We start from the raw sequence: 22,031 nt of genomic DNA, 5'->3' as shown, positions 1-22,031 counted from the left end.
TAGGTGCTGAGTTTAGGTGCTGAGTTTAGATGCTGACTTTAGGACAAGGTTTTAGGGATTGTTTGTCTAAAGAAGACTGGTTTGCTAAACAAGGCTGATGGTAAGCAGGATCTTCCTCTGGAGGAGGGGGAGTCTGTCCAAATATCATCTCACAACTAAGATCCTCAAAATTGGGAATCATGGTGAGGGGAATGCCAAATTTTTCTGTAAAGAATTCTTGAGTCGGAATTTTGCACATATTCACGCACATTCCCACGCAACCACTGTTCTCTAAATATCTACATTTTTTAATATGAATGCCGCTTTTTTGGCTTTTTATAGTTTCATCTTCTGTGGGAATATCAACTGTAACTACCTCACAAGAACCCACTAACCATTGAAATAAATTAGCACCAAACCAGGCATTAAGTTCGCACACTAATTTGGTCGGCGAAAAAACACCTCGCACGATCGCCAGAATTTGCGCGGGGACTAAGGACTGTAAAACAACAGCAACGATTTCTTGCTGTTCCTTGGGGCTGCGACCGCGTACAATCTGTTCAGATAGGTCTACAAAGCCGTCATAACCCTTTAGTTGCGTGGTTTTACCCAAGGCGATCTCCATTTTGTGGGTAAATAGCGCAATAAACAAGAGATCGAAAAGATTGTCGTCGTAAATTTCTTTCTCTACAGTGTTCATCTCTAAACTTTCACCCTACAGTTTTTTATGCTCTTCTATCATACTCGTTTCCAATGGTGAAGATTTGCGATCGCCATAATTTCTCTCCCTGAGTCATACCATAGAAGGAGGAAATATTGTTTGCATTTCTGCACCCATGAGTTATTGTCTCGATCCCAACTGTTCTCAACCTGAAAATCCCGATGATGCGAAATATTGTCATACTTGTGGGGGAGAATTAAAGCTCAAAGATCGCTATCGAACCCTTAAACCTTTGGGACAAGGGGGTTTTGGCAAAACATTTCTGGCGATCGATGAAGATAAACCTTCACAACCCTATTGCGTGATTAAGCAATTTTTTCCCCTCGCAACGGGAAAAAGCGCGATCGCCAAAGCTGCAGAATTGTTTCAACGAGAAGCTATTCAGTTGGATGAGTTGGGAATTCATCCCCAAATTCCCGATTTATTGGCTTATTTTTCTTTGCGCGATCGCCAATATTTGGTACAGGAATTCATTGCGGGGGATCATTTAGGGGGAGAATTAGGAAAATTAGGTATATTTGATGAAATTAAAGTTCGGGCTTTACTGGAAAATCTCTTACCTGTATTAGCTTTTGTCCACGAACATCAAGTCATTCATCGCGATATTAAGCCTGAAAATATTATTCGTCGTCAAAGCGATCATTTATTATTTTTGGTCGATTTTGGTGCATCTAAAATTATTAATGCGAAAACTTTACAAGAAACGGGAACGGCGATTGGATCTGCGGGATTTGTGGCACCGGAACAGGCGATCGGTCGGGCAACTTATGCTAGTGATATTTATAGTTTGGGGGTGACTTGTATTAGTTTATTAACGGGTTTACATCCTTTCGATCTCTTCGATATTCATGAGGGAATATGGATCTGGAAAAAATATCTAAAGCACCCTATTCGTGCAGATTTAAGACAAATTCTCGATAAGATGTTAATGGCGGCAATGAGTCAGCGCTATGGTTCTATCTCAGAAATATTGCAAGATTTGCAAACAATTTCCACTGCGATCGATTTGGAGTTAGAACAGTTACAAACTCAATTTACTGGGGTAAGTTCGCAAAAGGCGATCGCCCCTCCTACGGTAACATCTCAAAGCCAAATCGATCGCGAATTAGAAGAACTACAATCGGAATATTGGGGAGAAAATAAAACAAGCAGTTAAGTGCAATTAATCTAAATTTAAGATTGTTTGCCTGCGTAATATTCGTGACTTAAAAACGGCACAGCAACAAATTCTCCTGTGCTTTCGCCTATTTTCACTTTTAAACCTTCTCCTCCTGCTTTTGTTTTCAAATAAGCCAATCCTAATGACCCCTCGGGAGTATCAATAGAACTGGTAATTTTACCCACTTTCTTTTCCTCAATTATAATGGGAGTATCCGGTGCAACGGGGGCATCCAATTTAATACCCCATAAGCGTTGTTTGACTCCTTTATAGGTATTGAGACGGGCGACAGTTTCTTGACCAATATAACAGCCTTTCTCAAAAGAAATCTTGTTCCATAAACCCGCTTCTAAAGGATTGTATTCGTCTGTTAATTCAGCTTCAGGAAGGGGTCTTCCTTGTTGAATTCGTAACTGTTCCCAAAGGCGATCGCCTGCGGGTATTGCTCCTTTTTTTACCAATTCTCCCCATACTTTCCCTGCACCGTTGATCGGCATTATCAAAGTATATCCAGACAGTCCCAAACCATTTCCTACAGCAATTTTTATCTCTTCTCCAGCTAAGTTAAATTGGGTATGATTGCCCTCTAACTGACTCGATAACCCCTCTAAACTCAGATTTTTGATGAAATTTTCACTTCCCTCGCCAATGAGGGTAAAAATAGCCATTTCTTCAGAAATATCCGTTAATTTAACGCGATCCATCGGGAAAAGATAGCGATCCAACCATTTAATCATTGACTGATTTTGACCAGGAGAAAGCCAAAGTAATAACTCTTCTTCTGTCGCGTAAACTGTTGCGAGATCGATTGTCCTAGCTGTAGAGGTAACAAATACAGTTTGACAGCCTTCTCCTGGTTGCAAGCGTTTAATATCGTTGGTACTTTGATTGTGGAGAAATTGTACCCGATCTTCTCCTGTGAGTCGAATCAGTCCAGAATGAGAGCGATCGCACAAGATAACGCCTTTTTTAATGGCTGACAAAGCCGCTAAATCATTGCCAAAACTATTAGGAATCGTAGATTCTCCCTCAAAAACTGCTCCTAAACTGACCTGAATTTCTTGCAATGTTTGTGTCATATTCCGAATAACTGATTATTGATTACTAAATACTAGGATAAATCGGCAAAAATTGCATCTACCAATTGTTTAACTTTATTATCGAGTATATTCCAATCCACCTCTCCTTGTTCATCAAACAAGCGCAAGTCAATCTCAACTTCGACTTCCCCCTCGGGTTGGGAATGAGAAGGAGGAGGATAGTTGAGAAAACAGGCTTGAAAACATAAATCCCAGATATCGAAGGTAAGCGATCGCCCTTCATTCGTCAAGCGCAGTCGATGACCCGGAAAAGGTTCTTGAATATCCTCATAAGTCCCCTTCCAGCGAGAAGTATCAAGCTGCTTCCTAATATTATCAATCACGCGAATTAAAGAAGGCTGCATGAGAATTTGAGCTTTTTCCCAATCTTGAGTGGTTTTAAATTTAGGTTTCATCGATCGATCTATATCTATTATTGTGGTTTCTAGAGCTTGACAATATGTATATTTTATGGTTAAAAATGACCTCGATCAAGAACGCGATCGATAGATGGACTTGAATCATCAATTATAGTTTGAATTTTATCAATCATTCTTTGAAAGACATCAGCATAATATTTTGAAGAATCTAAAAATTCTTCATACACCGATCGATGGATATGTCTTGCTTCTGGTGTTTTATATTCTTGTCTAATATCAGCATTATTGAAGGGAACACCAAGAACTTTAGACTCATATCCAACAATTAAAACAATACGAGCAAATTTCTTGCTCACCCTGGAAAGTTCCTGTAAAACATCTGCCATATCCAAACAATATTGAACAACAGTATAAAAGCGGTTTCCTCGATTAGCTCTATTCGAGCCAATTTCAGATTTTGCTATTTTTAGAACATCCCATCCTAAAATTTCAACAGATTTTCTATAATTTTGATGATAGTTAAAAACATTAATATAAGGTGGAGAAGTGATGACAAAATCAACTATATCGTTATGAATAGGGAGTTGTCTTGCATCAGAAAAATCAACTTTAATTGCTTTTTGAGAGAAAGATAAACCTTCAATTATTTTAACTAAACAGAATAACTTTTTTTGGATAAAATCACTGGTAATTTGATTTTTTCCCAGATCGAGAAGAATAATTAATGCTTCAAATAATATTTTTGTTTCCCGATCAAGTTCGCTGCCAATCTTCCATATTTTCGCTTCTAAATTTTCAATAGTTTGTCCATATCCTATCAATATTTTTACAGGAAACTCTCGCTCTAATTTCTCTCTGAACCGATCTATAATATCTTTTTTATTGGATTTGTTAATGAATTCATAGGTTTTACTCATCAGTAAAGCGGCTGGATTAATTTCAAAACCATAGGCTACAAGAGACAAATTGCCTGATTCAAATAAAACTGTTCCACTTCCTGCAAAAGGATCGAGGACAATTGAATCAGGGAGACAGTAAAATTTTAGAAAAGTCTCAATCAACTGTGGAGAAAATTGACCGCGCCATGTAAACAAGTTTTTTCTCTTTTTATCAACAATATTTAATAATTCTTGTGGAATCGGTTTATCAAATTCTTTCAATTTTCGCTATTCCTTGTAACTCTAACAGAAGTATTGGCCAATGCTTTTGCGGCGTAGAGTCCCCCCAAACCCTCCACCGACAATAACAACATGATGGGGTGCGGGTTGCAAGCGGGTATCGGTTATCACCGTAGAAGCGATCGCCCTTATTGTAACGATTCTTTGCGAACATATCCCTATCTCTCTGTCTGATGAGATATTAAGAAAATGTTAATTATTGTAACAAAATGATAATTGCGACTCCAAAATTTGAGATAAAAATTACAGCGAATTCGTTGAGGAGAAAAGAAATTGACTAATCTAATACTATTGGCTGCCGCCGTTCCCACTACTGTAGCATGGAGTCCTAAAGTCGGTGCTGTTATGGTTGTCTGCAACATTTTGGCGATCGCAATTGGTAAAGCAACCATCCAAAACCCCAGTGAAGGACCCGCACTTCCCATGCCTGGAATGTTTGGTGGAATGGGTTTACCGGCTTTACTGGGAACAACCAGTTTCGGTCACATTATCGGTTGTGGGGCTATTCTAGCACTGGGTAGCCTTGGGGTTCTTTAACCCAATTTAGTTATGCTTGAAAAAATAGCTGTCTCGACATTCGAGAGGGCTATTTTTTCTTTTTCTTTAATTCTAATTCTTTAATCCTAACCAAAGTGACTCAAACGAAAACGCGATCGCAGCTATTCCGAACCTATTTTATACTCACTCTCCTTGCTACCTTAATGTTATTTCCTTTGCTGTGGTTGCTAGGAACATCTTTAAAGTCACCCACGGAACAAATTTTTGGGTTTCCTCCCCAACTCATTCCCCGAGAACCAACTTTAAACAACTTTCGTGAAGTTTGGCAATTACATCCCTTTGGCCGCTATTTATTCAACAGTACCCTAATTGCTGTGTTAACTGTTTTTCTCAATCTTTTATCTTCTTCCTTAGCTGCCTATCCTTTAGCAAGATTAACATTTAAAGGACGAGATTTGATTTTTGCTCTTGTCGTCTCCACGATCATGATTCCTTTTCAAATCGTCATGATTCCTCTATATATAATAACAGTAAAACTCAATTTAGTCAACAGTTATTTAGGCATTATTTTTCCGGCGATCGCCTCTGCTTTTGGCATTTTCCTCCTCCGTCAAGCCTTTCAAGGGGTACCCAAAGAATTAGAAGAAGCTGCTCGTATGGACGGCTGTACGGAGTTAGGCTTATGGTGGCACGTTATGCTCCCTGCGATTCGTCCTGCCTTAGTCACATTAGCAATTTTTGTCTTTATTGGCTCTTGGAGTGACTTTCTCTGGCCGCTTATTGTGATTACAGACCCTGAATATTATACCCTTCCTTTGGGAGTATCTAAGCTATTCCGTGGAGAAGATTTAAGTTGGCGTTTAGTGGCTGCGGGTTCTATTATTGCTATTGCTCCAGCCTTATTATTTTTTGTTTTTGTTCAGCGCTATATTATTCCCACAGAAACGGGAAGCGGTGTCAAAGGATAAACAAAATTCTCAAGTCTAAAAATATCACATTTTCTGACCCAAACGGGGAAAACGAGAGGGACGTTCTCGCGGCATAAGATAGGAAACGGGAACGTAATTTTTAACATTGTTAGCGACGAAACCAAGAACTGAAGCGCCAGAAATTTTCAAGTTTTCGATCGCCTTATCGAGAAGACCGCGATCGGTTTTCTCTAAACAGACAACCAGAATAATCCCGTCAGATTTTGCCGCTAAAATATGTCCGTCTGCTAAACCAACCAGAGGAGGAACATTATAAATAACCAGATCGAAAAAACCTTGAAACTGTTCGGTTAAATGCTGCATTTTTCCAGAAGATAATAACTTAACTGGATCGACAATTGTTTGTCCAGCACAAAGAAAGAAGAGATTTTCTTCAAGGGGAAATTGTTGAATCACGTCATTTAAACTTAGATCGCTTTGTAAAATATCACTGAGTCCGAGACTATTTTTTAACCCCAAGCGCAAGTGTAATTGAGGTTTGCGTAAGTCAGCATCAACTAATAAAACCCGCCGATCCATACTGGCAGCCGTCTCAGCTAATTGGCGAGCAATGGTTGATTTTCCATCACTGGGAGCCGCCGATCCAATCGTAAGAGAACGACTCGTTCCAAGGAGATCGATATTGGTATAAAGGGAACGAAAAGATTCTAAATAAGCTCGAGAATAATTGGGTTTGGGAAAATCAGAAGGAACGAGTAACAAGTTCTTTTTATCTGCCAGTTTTTCTAATTTTTTCTCGTATTTTCTGAGCTTTTTAAAAGTCGGGATCGATCCTAATAATCTTAATTTTGTTGCATTTTTGATTTCTTCCGGAGTATGATAAACCGAGTGGAGAATTTCAACAATAAAACCAATTCCTATTCCAAATAGAGATGAGAGGATAACGGCGATCGCAACTGTTCGTTTTGCATTTCCTTCTTTAAATGATAATGGAATGCCATTAGGCAATCTCCAAATATCAGGTTCTTTGATTAAAATCCACGGAATACTACTTTGAGAAGCATCTAATTTTAATCCCTCTCGCTTTTCTAAAAATGTTTTCAAACTCTCTGAGGCCACCGCAAGATTTCGCTCTAAATCGGCATAGCTACGCAGAACCTTTGGAAAACCATCCAAACGATTTTGTAATTCTTTCTCTGTGGCTTTAATATAGTTAATTCGTGCTTCTAAATCTTGAATTTTTACCGCTATGGTTTCCACCACTTTGTTAGCTTCTTGAATTAAAATTTTCTTTAAATTCTCCCGTTTTTCGTATTTGATTTGTAAAGGAGGACTGTCCTCTTTAAATTGAGTTGAATCTGTAGCAATTTGAGCCTCAATTGTTTGTAATTGAGCCAACAACAAACTGTAAGCCTGTTGTGTTTCTGTACTGCTTAAAAGTACAGCAACAGGATTTCCTAAAGCAATTTGCTCCTTAAGACCCGCATAATTGGCTTTTGCTTCTTCTAATTGAGCTTGAGTATTAATGTGTTGACTGCTTAAATCTCGTGCTTGAGCCGCTAAATCTTTAGCGGTTTCTTCGGGGTAATTAACGTGATTGCGTTCGCGTAATTGTTGTAATTGTTTTTGTAGTCCATCGACACTTCCCTGTAATTCTGGTAATTGTTTGTTAATATGCTCGATTCCCTTGTTGAGACTATTTAAACGTTCCTCTAAAGAATATTCCAGGTAAACATCCTTGACTTGCTCTAAAATAAAGATAATTTTATCTCGATCGGCATCGGCATAACTCACTTCTAAAATTTTGGTGCCTTCAAACTTGCCATCTTTTTCATATTTAATGCGATCGAGGGTTAAATCTTTAGTCAAATCCCCAATTTTTATATCTGGGTATTTTACTTTTATTTTCTCCACCAACGGTTCTAAAATCTTAGGACTCTTTAAGACCCGAATTTGGGTTTCATAGTCCAATAAATCCGAGCGACCCACTCCTTCTTTTGAGACTTCGGTAGCGGAAGTTGTACCGGTTCCACTCTGAGCTAAAAGGGATAAACGTGCTAAACGACCTTCGACGGTAACGGGTTCAACTAAGACTTGAAACGAGCCTTTAAATGCTTCCTCAACTTTCTTCGCCTTCAGAAAAACAGTTCCCCCTGTGGCGATCGCCAAAGTTCCTGCTACCATAGCCATAATCCAAAAACGACGGCGAAAAACAGAAAAAAGCCAAGCCAAGTCTAGACTGGTTTCTTCTTTTTGAGGAGGAATCAGAGACGACGGCGATAAAGAATATTCGGAAGATTGGGGTGAGAAAAAAGGATAGTCTGGTTTAGGACTCATGGGGGGAATAAATATATTCTCTATTTTATTCTCTATTTTATTTTATTCTCTATTCTAGTCTGGAATATTGATAATTCCCAAGGTTTCTAAAATACCAATAATGCGATCGGGAATTGAGAAGACAGCAAGAGCGCCTGTTCCTGCATTAAAAAAGGTGGTGAGAGCATCTGAAACCCGCGTATTGCGATTTCGTCCTACTAAAATGATATCGTTTTCTTTGAGAATGGGGTTACTTTGTTCGTTGACGGTTGCTTGAGCAATATCTACAGCGACTTCCCGAGAAATAACTGTTCCATCAGGATTGAGGCGAATGAGACGCACATTTTCCCGAAAGGCGCGATCGCGGTTAAATCCCCCGGCGGTCATTAAGGCTTGGTTGAGGGTAGTATTGGGAGTAACTGCAACGATACCGGGGCTTTGTACTTCGCCAACCACGCTCACTTTGATAGAATCTGGGGCAAATCGAGCCGAGGCCAATTCGCTGAGTTCTGCGGCGGAGTATTGGCTGGCTTCAGGAACGATGATCGTATCTCCTTCTTGTAAGGGAGTATCTTGGGTAATATCTCCCGCTTGGAGGAATTCCCAAAGATTAATGGGGATAATTTGCTCGCCTCCGGCTTTTGTGGGGCGACGAATGGCAATATTGCGAACATCGGCGGTCATTTCAATGCCGCCAGCTTCTTGTAGGGCTTGGGTTAGGGTGGGAATGCCTCCGGTGAGTCCCGTTGCGCCTCCACTCGATAGGGCTGTGCCGATAATATTGTAGGAGCCTGGACGTTTTACCTCTCCCACTATCGATACCGTGCGTCCGGTTTCAATATCGGCGGCAAAGTCAAGGGTTGCCAGTTGTCGGAGGTTGCGAAGTTCAATATCGGGTTGTACGGGGACAAAAACGGTATCCCCATCTCGTAAGGTCAAATCGACGGTGCGATCGCCGCTCTGTAAGAGGCTTTCTAAATCGATTTCAAAAACGCGATCGCTGTCTTGACGAGGACGGCGGCGACGGAGTTGAATGCGGCTGATATCAGCACTCAGGGTAATGCCTCCTGCGGCTTTTAAGGCGGCGGTTAGGGTGGGATGCTGTACCCCAGGATTGTCCCCGGCACCGCCGATCAAGTCTACGGTAAAGGAGCCTGGATTAGTGACTTCCCCAGCGACAAAAATATTGAGGGGACGAGAATTTCGCAGGCGAATGGTGATTAAGGGACGTTTGAGGTAGACAGAATATTTTTGAGAAATGGCGTTGGTGGCCTCTTCTAGGGTTAATCCTGCCACGGAAACTCCGCCAATTAAGGGGAGAAAAATAATGCCATCGATGGGAACTTGGTAAAGGCCGCTATATTGGGGAACTTCAAAAATATCAATGGTGAGGCGATCGCCCCCTCCGAGTAAATATTCGCTCTCCAAGTCGCGATCGGGGAGGGTTGGAGGTGAGATATAGGGAGGAGGGGAGAGAAAACAATCGGGGCAATTTTCTGGGGGTTGTCCTTGCCAAATGTCTTGTGGTTGACCTTCTAAGATGAGTGGGGGTTGACCCTCTAAAACGGGAATTTGCGCCCCAACTGGAGAAGCAAAACAAGTTGCTATCCCGCCAAATGTAGCGAAAAAGGTTAGGGAAAATGCTGGCCAAAATATTCGTTTCATTGCGATCGCAGCAAATATTCACTCTGTATGGTAGGTCAAAGCCCTCGCGCCCTATTCTAACGCAAAAGTTCCAACCCGATCTCCTGAGTTTCGCAGGTAGTAAAAAAGTTGAGAAATCCGGTAACGGACATGGTTCGATAGATTTCCTGGGCCAAGCCTACGAGAACCAATTGACCATCTTTTGCGCTGGCTTGTCGATAAAGAGAAAGTAACATTCGCAATCCCGCACTGGACATATAAGGGACTTCGCTCATGTTAAGGAGAATTTTACTTTGGGGAAGAGCAAGGGGTAGCACTTGCTGCTGGACTTCGGGTGCGGTATTCGCATCGACTTCCCCAATCAGTTCGACAACGGTGATATCGCCGACGGTTTTTACGTTGATATTCATGATTTTCATGGTCGATTACCGGGATGGATTGTAAGGAACGGAAGGTTGTGCTGTCTCAAAATATTGCACCCTTAAGATTTGACTACAGCCTTCAGGATCTGGTTTCCTTTCTCATCTTGGCATTCTATATTGATTTCATTCAAAGATTGACCAATATCACCGAATATGTCTACGATGACCGCGATCGCCTCGGAAGTCATATTAGCTCGGTGGCCAGAAAAGCGGCGATCGCAGCAAGTGGGCTGAAAAAAGTTACTGCAAGAATGAGACTATTTTTCTGGGTTTGTGGATTCTTCTTCGGGAAAGCGAATAATATCTTCATCCCCTAAAAATTCCCCGTTTTGTACCTCAATCATAACTAAAGGAATCACCCCTGGATTTTCGACGCGATGCTTGGAATTCATGGGAACATAGGTTGATTGCTTTTGCATTAATAGGGTTTCTTTCTCATTACAAATCACCTTGGCTGTCCCTGCCACAACAATCCAATGTTCGCTGCGATGATAGTGCATTTGGGTACTAATATGATGTTTGGGTTTCACCTCAATGCGGTTGATGCGATAGCGAGGACCTTCCTCCAATACCGTCACCATGCCCCAAGGTCGCTCTTCGACTCTAATTCCGGCTTGGATTTCATTTGCCTGTTTATCTGCTGGTTTGTTGCTCATGGTTTTTTCTCCCGATTGTTATTATTTTCTCATTTTTTTTCCTTTGTTGCCCGATCGCGCAAGAATTGGTATAAGTTGCTTCTTAAGAAAACTTAGCATTCCTACTAAAACCCGTGAAATCCGAACTCTCTCCTCACCGCGATCGCGCTGTCCCGACTTCTTCGCTACAAACCCTACTGGCTGACATTTTAACGGTCTTCTGGGGAGATTGGTTAGAATTACGGGCAAGAATTGTTCAAGTCGCTGCAACGGGCTTAATCTCCCCGCTTATCTATATTTTCGCCTTTGGGTTGGGTTTGGGAAGCGCCCTCGATCGTGCCACGACTCCTCCCCTGGGGGATAGCTACCTCGAGTTTATTTTACCTGGGATGGTGGCTTTATCTTCCATGACTATTAGTTTCGGTGGCACGACTTTTTCTATTTGTGGCGATCGCCTATTCAGTCAAACTTTTGAAGAGTTATTATTATTACCGGTTCATCCCCTCGCATTATATTGGGGGAAAGTTGTTGCGGGAATTTTGCGCGGCTTAATGACTTCCTGTGCCGTGATTTTAGTTGCGGTAATCTTTACGGGCAAGATTTTTAGTTTTATCAATCCTTTATTCCTGTTGGTTGTTGTTCTCAATTGTGCTGTTTTTGCCGGGTTGGGAGTCATTACAGGATTAAGCGTTAAATCCTTAGAAAGTGTTGGTTTATATAACAATTTTCTTATTGTTCCCATGTCTTTTTTAGGCGCAACATTTTTCGATCCGGCAACTTTACCCATTGCTTTAAAAATTGTCGTTTATTGCTTACCTTTAACTTATACCAGTATTGCCCTGCGATCGGCTGCCTATGCCCCTATTTCTCAGTTTCCTTGGTATTCGATTCCGGTTTTGCTGGTGGTGGCGATCGCCTTAGCCTTTTGGGGTGCCTATAAGTTTTCTCACCAACAAGATTAGATTTTGCGGCTAGAGGCGATCGCATTAGCATATCTTTTTGAGGGAACAGGATCGCCTCCCCAATTTTCCCGATTAAGGTATAATGTAGCGAAGAACCAGATCGACCTTGGAGAGGTGGCAGAGTGGTTGAATGCGATAGTCTCGAAAACTGTTAAGGTGAAAGCCTTCGAGGGTTCGAATCCCTCCCTCTCCGTTTGCTAGTTACCAGTTAAGTTACCAGTTACCACTAGAGAAAAGGGAGCAATACTAAAATATTAATCTGGTTAAAATAATAAGTAAATGACCTTAAAAAGATTAACTTGGATCGATTTAACTAAAGGATTGGCAATTTTAGGGATTGTTTTTTTTCATTTTTTCCAAAATTACCCCGATCGCTTGGATTGGGTTATTGCTTTGGATCGAATTGGAGCTAAAATTGGCTATGGTGCAGTTGATATCTTTTTTGTCATTGCTGGCTTTAACATCAGTTATGGTTTAGCTTTGAAGGCTCAAAAAAATAACTTAACTAAAATTACAACGGATTGGCGATCGTGGCTGATCAAAAGGTTAAATAGACTTTATCCCACGTATTTTCTTGCTATTGGAATCACTCTGTTACTTTATGGTGTTGTCAATCAATCAAGAGAATACTACAATTTTAAGTTTCTCTTAACAGTTTTGGGTTTTGCGGGTTCGAGTTCTGCTTTTATTAATTCTGGACTCTGGTTTTTTACAGTTATTTTACAGGCTTATTTAATTACTCCAATTATTTTCTGGATCTGCAATAGTCAGCCTCGAAAAATCCTGATTTTGGGGATACTTATTGGAATTTCATCTAAGCTAGTTTGTCTCACTGTTCCTTTTGAATCTCGGCTGTATTGGAATTTTTTACAGCATAATCATATTGGTAGTTACATCACTCAATTTTGTTTAGGATTGTACTGGGGAATTATCTTTAGCAAACACCAATCTTTGAGAAAAATTGATAAAGTCGCTACCGTCGCTTTATTTGTTATTAGTTGCATTATTTATGCTTTATTCCTTGTCACTAAAACTAGAATTATATATATGCAAGGATTTGATATTGTTTTTACTCCTTTTATTTTTCTAGCTTGTTATCTAGGTTTCGAGTATCTCGAACAATTTCAGAAACAACTCAAATATATCTTGCGTTTTTTCTTCGCGATCGGTTTATATTCGTACCAAATTTATTTAATTCATCAGCCGCTCTTTTTTGTTTTCTTGCCTTATATTACCAAAAATATGCCTATCGAGGCAAATATAAGAGTTGCAATTGCGATCGGTATTTCGGTAATTTTGTTAACTTTATACGTTACCTTATTTATCTGGTTAGAAATATTGTTGAGGAAAATTATACTACGAGTTTCTCGCCAATTTAACTAAAGTCCTGACAATTTAATCATAGCATTATAATGTTTGTTCAAACTGTTTTTGCCAACTTTCATGATTTTCTTTGGCTTCTTGAACAATGGGGGAAGCAGCAATGAGTTTGTTTCCTAGCCAATTGACTAATGACATGGGAAAACGCAAAGGACGGGCAACATCAAGGAACAAAACGACGCGATATTCTTCCGTTTCATTCCATGCTTCGTGGAGAAAAGTATCATCAAAAATCAAACTTTTTCCTTCTTGCCAATAAGCAGTGCGATCGCCAACGCGAATGCGACAGCCTGACTGGGGTTCAGGAATTTTTAAACCCAAATGATAACGAATTAAACCTTTATGTTTTCCTCGGTGTTCGGGAATATGTTTGTGAGGGGCTAAAATCGAGAAAAATGCAGCTTTTAAACCTGGAATTCCTTCTAATAACTTCGCTGTTTCCGGACATTGCTGGCAATTTTTTTCCGCTTTATAACCAAAGGCATAAAAAAAGTAAGTTTTCCAGCGATCGTCATCGGTGATATTAGCTTGTCTGCTGGAAATTTGTTGATAATTGGGTAAGTCATTGACGCGATCGAGGACAGCATCAAGTTCTTTACGAATCGTTAACCAATTTGCTTCTAAATCCTTCGCCCAAGGAAATTGCTCAACTTCAAAAAAAGCCGAATCTCCGACTAAAGAATATTTTCCGACTAAATCTTCGAGCCAAGAAAGATTTAAAACTGTTTTTTCTAAATTTTTGACTAAAAAGTTAGTTGGATTGACCATTATTTTTTCCTGATTGTTGTTTCTCTTGTGAATTAACACCGGGTAAATCCCGCAATATTGTCCAAACTGACAAATCGACTTCTGATTATAGCTGAGGAGCGATCGCGCTGCCAAGAAAATTTGAGAAAATAGCGATTGTTGGTGACAGTTGGGAAAACTGGCTGCAAGAGAAAGCCAAAATTGGCACGAGGTGCTTTATAATCAAACTTCACTATTTTGTCGTATTGCAAACAATCGTACCTGACGAACTTATGACAGTAGAATTGGAGTCTCGACCCAAGTTAAATTTAGATCGGTCAATTCCTGCGATCGCACGAGTTTCGCTTGCCGATCTCACCCAAAAAGAATTTGTCAAACAATACCAAAATCCGGGAATTCCGGTAATTATGACGGGGTTACTGGAAGGAAAAACTGCATGGAATTTAGATTTTCTTTGCCAAAAATTAGGCGATCGCCAGTTTCTCTTACGGCAATACGGAAAGCAGCGCTATCAACAAGATAAACGTCAATGGGACAATATTGGTAGTGGGGTTCAAACAGAACGGAAAGCCTTTCAAACTTATGCTAATCTGTTACGCAGTGGAGAGGCAAAAGAAAAGGATATTTATTTAGCAAAATGTTCAATTAATGAAACACCGCTAAAACAGGAAAAAATAATCCAAGAAGCGAGGCAAAAAATTGTTGAGATTGGACTCGATAAACCCATTAGTCATTTTAATATTTGGGTTGGTCCTAGCAGTCATGTCGAATGTTTGCATTACGATCAAATGGATGGTACGCTAATTCAACTCTACGGCACTAAAAAAGTTATTCTTTTTCCTCCCTCGCAAACACCTAATCTCTATCCTTTTTCGATCTTTGTCCATTTATATCGCGGTTTAGAAATGCGATCTTGGTTTAGTCAGTTGTATCCCGAACAACCTGATTTTCAAGCCTTTCCTAATTATCGCAAAGCTCTACCTTACAAGCAAGAAATTCTCCTCGCACCAGGAGAAATTTTATATATTCCTGCGGGTTGGTGGCATGAAGTCAGTGCTTTAGAAAATACTTTAGGCGATGATATGGTCTGTTCTATTAATCGTTTTTGGCGCGTTTATCCAACCTTAAGGGCAGTTTTTTCTTGGAGTCGCTGGCGGGGATATTTGGGCAGTGCTTTTGCTGTTCCTCATCTGATTTTGAGTTTAATTTTGGCATTTTTTAGTCGCGATCGCGAACAAAAAATCAAGGAAATTATGCAGATGCTCTAAAATTCATTCCTAATGGAAAATTTTCCTTTTCTTTCTTCCCCCATACTTTTTTAATTAATGGAATTTACTTGGCGCGATCGCTCATTGTTTGTTTTATTGGCAACAGGGTCTTTAATTGTGATGACAGGAGCCGTTATTGCTCCAATTTTACCGGAAATTATTGCTCAACTGCATCTCGATCGCACTTTAGCCGGTTATTTGGTCAGTACCCATTATTTAACTGTTGCCCTTTTTAGTCCCATTTTAGGGCTATTAGCCGATCGCTTTGGTCAAGTAAAGGTTTTGGTTATTTCTCTCGTGTTTTACGCCTTATTTGGCATGGCTGGGGGGTTAATGAATGGTTTCATTCCCCTATTAATTACCCGGGGATTAGTTGGGGCTGCTAGTGGTGGTATTGCCGCCGCTAGTTTAGGATTATTAGTTAAGCGTTACGAGTCCGCAGAAGCTAGGGCTTTAGCGATCGCCTATGTTTCTAGTGTCTTGGCGATCGCTAATATTATTTACCCCATTTCTGCGGGTTTATTGGGATTATTAGGATGGCGGGTTGCTTTTTGGTTATATGGGTTAGCAATTCCCTTTGCTTTACTCGTTATTTTTGTCTTTGAACAACCGGAAAAATTAACAACTTCAGCCCAATCTTTATCGTCAATGGGTGGAGATTCTCAGGAGTTAAAAAAGGTTATCAGTAATCCTTTAACATGGCAATTATTTTTGACTCTTGCTTTTACAGCAGCAACAGCTTATGGGGTTGTGATTAATCTTCCCATTCATCTTAAAGCAACGATTAATTCAGGGACTGCAATTAATGGTATTGCTTTAGCATCTCAAGCGATCGGATCTGCGCTGGTTTCAGCATTTGGGGTGCGGAAATTAGCGCGACGTTTGGGACTTGTGCCTGCAACAGCATTGGGGTTTGGTATTGTTGCTTTAGTTTTAGTAGCAATTCCTCAATTCGATCGCCTTTATCTGTTCTTATCGGCAACAATTTTGTTAGGGGTAGGATTTGGTATTGTTATGCCTAATATTTACACCCTTTTATCAAATCTTACCTCTTTAGAACTGCAATCTACTATTCTCGCCGCAGGGACGGGGACGAATTTTCTCGGACAGTTTTTTGCCCCAGCATTATTTGGCTTTTTGTTAGGCGATCGCCCTTTATACCAAGTTTTTTATATCGCCGCGATCGTCCCGTTACTTTTAGGATCGTTGCTTATGTTCACCGCTAAAATAAATGTATCTAAGCGCTAATTTATTCATTTTTATGAGCTAGTTTTGCGATTTTTAGGTTCTAGATAGAATTGAGAGCAATGAAGCACGGAAAAAGGATAATATAGGGCATAATGCTTCTTGTAAAATGGGGGTATCTGTCAAGATTGGGACAGAGGAAAGAATCAAAATGCCAGCACAACTAAACGCGATCGCCAATAGTCTACTCTACGAAAGCGATCGCATTCTAATCTATCGAGGCGATCGCGCCTGTAATGAGAAACCGGTTATTCTGAAAACATTAAAAACAGCCCATCATACAACGGAAGATTTGGCTTGGTTTCAGCGAGAATACGAGATTACTCGCAATCTTAATATTTTAGGTGCAGTAAAGGCTTATGATTTCTGGGACGATCGCGATCGCCCAACTATTGTCCTTGAAGATTTTGGCGGAGACTCTCTCACAAAATTAGCATTAGCAGGTAAGTTAAGTATTACCGAGTTTCTCGAATTGGCGATCGCGATCGCCGATTGTCTCGGTCAAGTTCACGAATCGGGTATTATTCACAAAGATATTAATCCCAGTAATATTGTTTTCAATCCTGAAACCAAACAGGTTAAAATTATTGACTTTGGTATTGCTACCGTGCGATCGCGGGAAATTGTTGCGTTTCGTAACGCTAACACTCTCGAAGGTACTCTCGCTTATATTTCCCCAGAACAAACCGGACGTATGAACCGGGCGATCGACGATCGCAGCGATTTCTATTCCCTCGGGGTGACTTTTTACGAACTGTTAACGGGACAATTGCCTTTCACAACGACGGATCCCGTCGAACTTATTCACTGTCATATTGCCAAACAACCTGTGAGAAATGGAGAATGGGGAATAGGAAATATCAGAGAAATTCCCTCTGTAGTCAGAGAAATTATTCTCAAACTGATGGCGAAGAATGCAGAGGATCGCTATCAGTCGGCTTATGGTTTGAAAGGGGATCTCGAAACTTGTATCCAACAATGGTACAAAAATCAGCAGATCGAAGCGTTTATTGTGGGAGGGAACGATCGCGGCGATCGCTTGCAAATTCCCCAAAAACTTTATGGCCGCGATCGGGAAATTGCTACTTTATTGTCTACTTTTAAACAAGGACTAGATCGCCAACAGCCAGCCCTTTGTTTAGTGAAAGGTTATGCAGGTATCGGGAAATCGGCCTTGGTAGCGGAAGTTCACAAACCCATTACAGCACGGCATGGCTTCTTTGTGGCGGGTAAGTTCGACCAATTACAGCGCGAAACCCCTTATTCCGCGATCGCCCATGCCCTCGGCGCTTTGATGCGACAATTGTTAGCAGAATCAGAAACGGAATTGCAACTATGGCGAAAAGACCTACAAACAGCCCTGGGGGATAATGGACGGGCGATCGGTGAGATTATCCCCGAACTGGAACTTATTATCGGACAACAGCCTGATATTCCGCAACTGGGGGCAACGGAGAGTCAATATCGCTTTAATTTAACCCTACAAAATTTTATTCGCGTTTTTACCCAAGGCGATCGCCCTCTCGTTCTTTTTCTCGACGATCTGCAATGGGCGGATTCTGCTTCTTTAAGTCTGTTAAATTTATTAATGACAGCACCGGACACAGGTTACTTCTTTTTTATTGGAGCTTATCGCGATAATGAAGTAGATGAGGCGCATCCCTTGATGTTGACATTAAATACTATTCGCGAAGGTGGTATTGCAGTTTCTGAAATTACCCTCGAACCTTTGACCTTAGCGGATATTGAGGGATTTGTTACCGATGCACTCTTCTGTTCTCCCACTTTAGCACGCCCTCTTGCAGAATTGTTACAAGAGAAAACAGGAGGTAATCCTTTTTTTCTCAATGAATTTTTCAAAGCACTCTATGGCGAAAAATTGTTATTTTTTGACTCTCAACAACAGAAATGGCGGTGGGATGTAGCGCAAATTCGCAAGAGAGAAATCACTGCAAATGTAGTAGAATTACTCGCCCAAAAAATTGAGAAACTGCCGATCGCCACAGGACAGATGTTACAATTTGCTGCTTGTATCGGCAACGAATTTGACTTATCTACTTTAACCGGAATTGCCAGAAAATCTTCTTTAGAAGTGGCGATCGCCCTACAAGAGGCGATCGCAGAGGGGCTTCTTTTTCCTTTGCATGAAAACTACAAATTAATCGAAGCAAAGATAAAAACAGAGGCAAAACTACGCTGTAAATTTGCTCATGATCGCATTCAACAAGCCGCCTATTCTCTCATTCCTGATTGGGAAAAACGCCGCCTTCACCTCCTTCTCGGACGACAATTATTAGTCGAAACACCTGATAATCAACGCGAAGAGAAAATTTTTGATATTGTTAACCAATTAAACTTGGCTCGTCCCTATATCGTCAAGCGATCGGCAAAGAAACAGTTAGCAGAGTTGAATTTAGAAGCAGGAAAAAAGGCCAATCGATCGGCAGCGCGGCGATCGGCATTTACCTATTTAAAAATAGGGCTGGAAGTATTACCCCCCCAGAGTTGGCAAAACCAATATGATTTGACCTTAAAACTACATATTGAAGCCGTAGAAACTGCTTATATTTGTGGCGAATTTGCAGTTATGGAAGAGTGGACAGCATTGGTTTTAGAAAAGGCAAAATGTATCCTCGATCGAGTTAAAGTTTATGAGACTAGAATTCTCAGTTATATTGCGAAAAGTCAACCTAAACAAGCCGTAGAAACTGCCTTGGAAATCCTCAAACTATTAGGAGTAAAATTACCGCAAAAACCCCATAAACTACATCTTCTTTTAGCACTGGGTCAAATTAATCTTGCTCTCATTAATAAACAACCCAAAGACTTGCTCGATCTTCCCCCCATGAAAGAGCCAACTAAACTCGCAGCACTACGAATTTTAGCCAGTGTTCTTTCTGCTGCTTATTTTGTTAATACTGAATTATTTGGACTTATTGCTTTAAAACAAGTCAGCTTATCTCTAAAATATGGTAATGCGCCTTTATCCGCTTATGCTTATTGTAATTATGGTTTAATTCTTTGTGGTATTTTAGTTATTATTAAAAGGGGATACCAATTCGGTCAACTGGGTACAGAATTGTTGGCTAAATTAGAAGCAAAAGAACTCAAGTCCAAAGTTTTTATGATCTTCAATACCTTTATCTTTCATTGGCAAGATCACCTTAAAAAAACATTAAAACCTTTACTTGCAGGCTATCAAAGTGGTATAGAAACAGGAGATATCGAATTTGCGGCCTATTGTTTGGGGATTTACAATAATACTCTATTTTTTAGCGGCAAAAATCTGAACCAAACTCAACAAGAAATTAATAATTATAGCCAGAAAATCGAACAACTCAAACAAAATCAAGCAATCTACAGAGTTAGACATCTTCAGCACGCCCTTTTTGAGTTAATGGGTCAAACGGAAAACTCTCCCGGTATTGCAGGAAAACCTTACAATGAACAAGCATTATTAACAATTCATCAACAGGAAGGCGATCGCGGCGCTCTTGGCTATTTCTATATCCTCAAATTACAGCTTTGCTATTGCTTTGAATCTTACGAGGAAGCCGAGAAAAATAGCCTGCAAGCTGAGGAATATCTTAATAGTATGCGGGGCGGTTATAGCTCTGTACTTTTTTATTTCTATTCTTCTCTCACTTATTTAGAAATTTGTACGAATGCTCCTGAAAGCCAACAAAAACAACTGCTCGATAAAGTCAACACTTATCAGAAAAAAATGCAGAAATGGGCGCATCATGCACCCATGAATTTCTTGCACAAATACAACCTCATCGCAGCCGAGGGCGATCGCCTCCTGGGTCAATATGCAACGGCTGCGGATCTCTACGATCGCGCTATTCAAGGCGCAAAAGAACACCAGTATATCCAAGAAGAAGCACTGGCTAACGAACTTGCAGGAAAATTTTACCTCGCTCGGGAAAAAGACGCGATCGCCCGCGCCTACTTGCAACAAGCATATCTTTGTTACGATCACTGGGGAGCAAAAGCGAAAACTCAGCGCCTCATACAAAAATACCCGCAGTTTTTTAGCACTCCTGTACGAGAAGCATTTCTCACTCATATCCGCAGTACGATCGCCGGTACTCGTACCAATACCCCCGCAAATACCCTTGATTTTGCCAGCATTCTCAAAGCATCTCAAGCCCTCGGTAGCGAAATCGTTCTCGATCGCCTCCTCGCTCAAATGATGCAGATTATCCTCGAAAACGCCGTCGCTCAAAGAGGAATCCTGATCCTCGATCGCGAGGGAAATTGGCAAGTAGAAGCGGAAGTTACCCTCGAACCCGATCGCGTCCAAGTCTTGCAATCTCAACCCCTCGATCGCCTTCCTGCTTCTGTGCTGCCTCAATCTGTCCTCACTTATACGATCCATACTCGCAAAGCCATCGTCCTCGATAATGCCGCCGAAGGAAGCGACTTTGCTCGCGATGAATATTTTCAAAATGTCTCCCCTCAATCTCTGCTTTGTATGCCTCTGTTACATCAGGGAAAAATGATGGGGTTGCTTTACCTCGAACATCACGCGAGTGCGGGAGTGTTTAGCCGCGATCGCCTCGAGGTTTTGCAACTATTAACCGCACAAGCGGCGATCGCCCTCGAAAATGCCTTGTTGTATGCCAATTTATCTCGAGCTAACATAACCCTCGAGCAAAAAGTTCAACAGCGCACGGAAGAAATTCATCAGAAAAATAGCGACCTCGAAAAAACCCTGATCAATCTCAAACAAACTCAAGCGCAACTGATCCAAGCTGAAAAAATGTCAGGAATTGGTCAAATGGTAGCAGGAGTCGCCCACGAAATCAATAACCCAGTTAGCTTTATTTACAGCAATCTTACTCCGGCTCGCACTTATATGAAGGACTTGTTCCACCTATTAGAACTATATCGCCAAGAACATTCCCAACCTTCCCTCAAAATTCAAGAAACCGAAGAAGAAATGGAACTTGAATTTGTTGCAGAAGATTACCCTAAACTCTTTGACTCGATGAAAAATGGAGCCCAGCGTATAGAAACAATTGTTAAAGGATTGCGCGTGTTTTCTCGTCTTGATGAAGCAGAATATAAAACCATTGATATCCACGAAAACATTGAAAGCACGCTTATTTTATTACAATATCGCTTGCGAAATACCAAAGAATTTCCGACCATTCAAGTGCTTAAAAAATATGGCATACTCCCGAAAATTACTTGTTATGCCAGTCAACTCAATCAAGTCTTTTTTAATATTCTGACGAATGCTATTGATGCCTTGAGGGAAGGCGATCGCGCATCCTCTGACCCTCCCAGCATTCGCATTCAAACGGAAATTCTAGGGGAAAATTTTGTTAGAATTGCGATCGCCGATAATGGCATGGGAATGGATACAGTAACGCGTCAACGAGTGTTTGAGCCGTTTTTCACCACTAAACCCGTAGGAAGCGGGACGGGTTTGGGACTATCCACAACTTATCAAATTATTGTCGAACATCATCAAGGCGCGA

Annotated in this window: 19 protein-coding genes and 1 tRNA gene; 10 read left to right on the top strand and 10 right to left on the bottom strand. The window is 40.8% G+C overall.

All coding sequences use genetic code 11. The features are described from left to right. Positions 1-25: 25 nt before the first annotated feature. Complete coding sequence (locus tag JUI58_RS19210; protein WP_204105423.1) at positions 26-679, bottom strand: DUF4033 domain-containing protein; 654 nt, start codon at positions 677-679, stop codon at positions 26-28. A gap of 136 nt (positions 680-815) precedes the next feature. On the opposite strand from JUI58_RS19210, the gene JUI58_RS19205 reads away from it, so the two are divergent. Then, positions 816-1,856 (top strand): serine/threonine-protein kinase, encoded by a 1,041-nt coding sequence (locus tag JUI58_RS19205; RefSeq protein WP_204105422.1) that lies wholly within the window; start codon positions 816-818, stop codon positions 1,854-1,856. Between the two features lie 17 nt (positions 1,857-1,873). Here the strand turns inward: JUI58_RS19205 and JUI58_RS19200 are convergent, their stop codons facing one another. Genes JUI58_RS19200 through JUI58_RS19190 form a run of 3 tightly spaced genes read right to left on the bottom strand, consistent with a single transcriptional unit; the run spans position 1,874 to position 4,478 of the window. Beyond that, positions 1,874-2,938: a folate-binding protein YgfZ gene (locus tag JUI58_RS19200; RefSeq protein ID WP_204105421.1), complete on the bottom strand. Its 1,065-nt coding sequence runs from the start codon at positions 2,936-2,938 to the stop codon at positions 1,874-1,876. 32 nt (positions 2,939-2,970) lie between these two features. Beyond that, positions 2,971-3,354, bottom strand: a complete 384-nt coding sequence (locus tag JUI58_RS19195; protein ID WP_204105420.1) for a hypothetical protein — start codon at positions 3,352-3,354, stop codon at positions 2,971-2,973. A 59-nt stretch (positions 3,355-3,413) separates the two neighbouring features. Next, positions 3,414-4,478 (bottom strand): Bpu10I family restriction endonuclease, encoded by a 1,065-nt coding sequence (locus JUI58_RS19190; protein ID WP_204105419.1) that lies wholly within the window; start codon positions 4,476-4,478, stop codon positions 3,414-3,416. Positions 4,479-4,769: 291 nt separating this feature from the next. On the opposite strand from JUI58_RS19190, the gene psaK reads away from it, so the two are divergent. Next, a complete protein-coding gene (gene psaK / locus JUI58_RS19185) occupies positions 4,770-5,033 on the top strand; it encodes a photosystem I reaction center subunit PsaK (RefSeq protein ID WP_239121581.1) in 264 nt (87 codons plus the stop codon). A 95-nt stretch (positions 5,034-5,128) separates the two neighbouring features. Beyond that, entirely contained in the window at positions 5,129-5,962 is an 834-nt protein-coding gene (locus JUI58_RS19180) for a carbohydrate ABC transporter permease (RefSeq protein WP_348539925.1), read from the top strand. 24 nt (positions 5,963-5,986) lie between these two features. Here JUI58_RS19180 and JUI58_RS19175 read toward each other — a convergent pair whose 3' ends face one another. From JUI58_RS19175 to JUI58_RS19165, 3 genes are read right to left on the bottom strand one after another with little or no spacing between them, the layout of a single operon-like run. Next, the gene (locus JUI58_RS19175; protein WP_204105418.1) at positions 5,987-8,260 is read right to left on the bottom strand and encodes a polysaccharide biosynthesis tyrosine autokinase; all 2,274 of its coding nucleotides are present in this window, start codon (positions 8,258-8,260) and stop codon (positions 5,987-5,989) included. 54 nt (positions 8,261-8,314) lie between these two features. Continuing rightward, positions 8,315-9,904, bottom strand: coding sequence for an SLBB domain-containing protein (locus JUI58_RS19170; RefSeq protein WP_204105417.1), 1,590 nt, complete (start codon positions 9,902-9,904; stop codon positions 8,315-8,317). 56 nt (positions 9,905-9,960) lie between these two features. Then, a complete protein-coding gene (locus tag JUI58_RS19165) occupies positions 9,961-10,293 on the bottom strand; it encodes an anti-sigma factor antagonist (RefSeq protein ID WP_204105416.1) in 333 nt (110 codons plus the stop codon). Between the two features lie 47 nt (positions 10,294-10,340). Here JUI58_RS19165 and JUI58_RS19160 point away from each other — a divergent pair, with 47 nt between their 5' ends. Further along, complete coding sequence (locus JUI58_RS19160) at positions 10,341-10,622, top strand: hypothetical protein (protein ID WP_204105415.1); 282 nt, start codon at positions 10,341-10,343, stop codon at positions 10,620-10,622. Here the strand turns inward: JUI58_RS19160 and JUI58_RS19155 are convergent. Beyond that, the gene (locus JUI58_RS19155) at positions 10,563-10,886 is read right to left on the bottom strand and encodes a phosphomannose isomerase type II C-terminal cupin domain (RefSeq protein WP_348539927.1); all 324 of its coding nucleotides are present in this window, start codon (positions 10,884-10,886) and stop codon (positions 10,563-10,565) included. The genes JUI58_RS19160 and JUI58_RS19155 overlap by 60 nt on opposite strands. A 188-nt stretch (positions 10,887-11,074) precedes the next feature. On the opposite strand from JUI58_RS19155, the gene JUI58_RS19150 reads away from it, so the two are divergent. From JUI58_RS19150 to JUI58_RS19140, 3 genes are all read left to right on the top strand, one after another. After that, entirely contained in the window at positions 11,075-11,902 is an 828-nt protein-coding gene (locus JUI58_RS19150) for an ABC transporter permease (protein WP_204105413.1), read from the top strand. Positions 11,903-12,010: 108 nt separating this feature from the next. Further along, positions 12,011-12,095, top strand: a tRNA-Ser gene (locus JUI58_RS19145). Positions 12,096-12,181: 86 nt separating this feature from the next. Continuing rightward, the gene (locus tag JUI58_RS19140) at positions 12,182-13,285 is read left to right on the top strand and encodes an acyltransferase (RefSeq protein WP_204105412.1); all 1,104 of its coding nucleotides are present in this window, start codon (positions 12,182-12,184) and stop codon (positions 13,283-13,285) included. A 24-nt stretch (positions 13,286-13,309) separates the two neighbouring features. On the opposite strand, the gene JUI58_RS19135 is transcribed toward JUI58_RS19140, so the two are convergent. Both JUI58_RS19135 and JUI58_RS19130 read right to left on the bottom strand, forming a co-directional pair. Continuing rightward, positions 13,310-14,050 (bottom strand): aspartyl/asparaginyl beta-hydroxylase domain-containing protein, encoded by a 741-nt coding sequence (locus tag JUI58_RS19135; protein ID WP_204105411.1) that lies wholly within the window; start codon positions 14,048-14,050, stop codon positions 13,310-13,312. A gap of 32 nt (positions 14,051-14,082) precedes the next feature. Further along, the gene (locus JUI58_RS19130) at positions 14,083-14,262 is read right to left on the bottom strand and encodes a hypothetical protein (protein ID WP_204105410.1); all 180 of its coding nucleotides are present in this window, start codon (positions 14,260-14,262) and stop codon (positions 14,083-14,085) included. A 12-nt stretch (positions 14,263-14,274) separates the two neighbouring features. Between JUI58_RS19130 and JUI58_RS19125 the strand changes: the two genes are divergently transcribed. From JUI58_RS19125 to JUI58_RS19115, 3 genes are all read left to right on the top strand, one after another. Further along, positions 14,275-15,297, top strand: a complete 1,023-nt coding sequence (locus tag JUI58_RS19125; protein ID WP_204105409.1) for a cupin-like domain-containing protein — start codon at positions 14,275-14,277, stop codon at positions 15,295-15,297. Between the two features lie 57 nt (positions 15,298-15,354). Beyond that, complete coding sequence (locus JUI58_RS19120; RefSeq protein WP_204105408.1) at positions 15,355-16,545, top strand: MFS transporter; 1,191 nt, start codon at positions 15,355-15,357, stop codon at positions 16,543-16,545. A 148-nt stretch (positions 16,546-16,693) separates the two neighbouring features. Then, the coding region (locus JUI58_RS19115) for an AAA family ATPase (RefSeq protein WP_204105407.1) at positions 16,694-22,031 on the top strand (5,338 nt) is incomplete at its 3' end.

It is taken from the genome of Spirulina sp. CCY15215, assembly GCF_016888125.1.
GTDB lineage: Bacteria > Cyanobacteriota > Cyanobacteriia > Cyanobacteriales > Spirulinaceae > CCY15215.
Note: the sequence above shows the minus strand (reverse complement) of the source record. Positions and strands in the feature narration are given on the sequence as shown.

Coding starts and splice junctions, on each gene's coding strand:
- JUI58_RS19210 (WP_204105423.1), bottom strand. CDS start 679: ATGAACACTGTAGAGAAAGAAATTTACGACGACAATCTTTTCGATCTC.
- JUI58_RS19135 (WP_204105411.1), bottom strand. CDS start 14,050: ATGGTCAATCCAACTAACTTTTTAGTCAAAAATTTAGAAAAAACAGTT.
- JUI58_RS19205 (WP_204105422.1), top strand. CDS start 816: ATGAGTTATTGTCTCGATCCCAACTGTTCTCAACCTGAAAATCCCGAT.
- JUI58_RS19195 (WP_204105420.1), bottom strand. CDS start 3,354: ATGAAACCTAAATTTAAAACCACTCAAGATTGGGAAAAAGCTCAAATT.
- JUI58_RS19140 (WP_204105412.1), top strand. CDS start 12,182: ATGACCTTAAAAAGATTAACTTGGATCGATTTAACTAAAGGATTGGCA.
- JUI58_RS19200 (WP_204105421.1), bottom strand. CDS start 2,938: ATGACACAAACATTGCAAGAAATTCAGGTCAGTTTAGGAGCAGTTTTT.
- JUI58_RS19165 (WP_204105416.1), bottom strand. CDS start 10,293: ATGAATATCAACGTAAAAACCGTCGGCGATATCACCGTTGTCGAACTG.
- JUI58_RS19120 (WP_204105408.1), top strand. CDS start 15,355: ATGGAATTTACTTGGCGCGATCGCTCATTGTTTGTTTTATTGGCAACA.
- JUI58_RS19175 (WP_204105418.1), bottom strand. CDS start 8,260: ATGAGTCCTAAACCAGACTATCCTTTTTTCTCACCCCAATCTTCCGAA.
- JUI58_RS19155 (WP_348539927.1), bottom strand. CDS start 10,886: ATGGTGACGGTATTGGAGGAAGGTCCTCGCTATCGCATCAACCGCATT.
- JUI58_RS19170 (WP_204105417.1), bottom strand. CDS start 9,904: ATGAAACGAATATTTTGGCCAGCATTTTCCCTAACCTTTTTCGCTACA.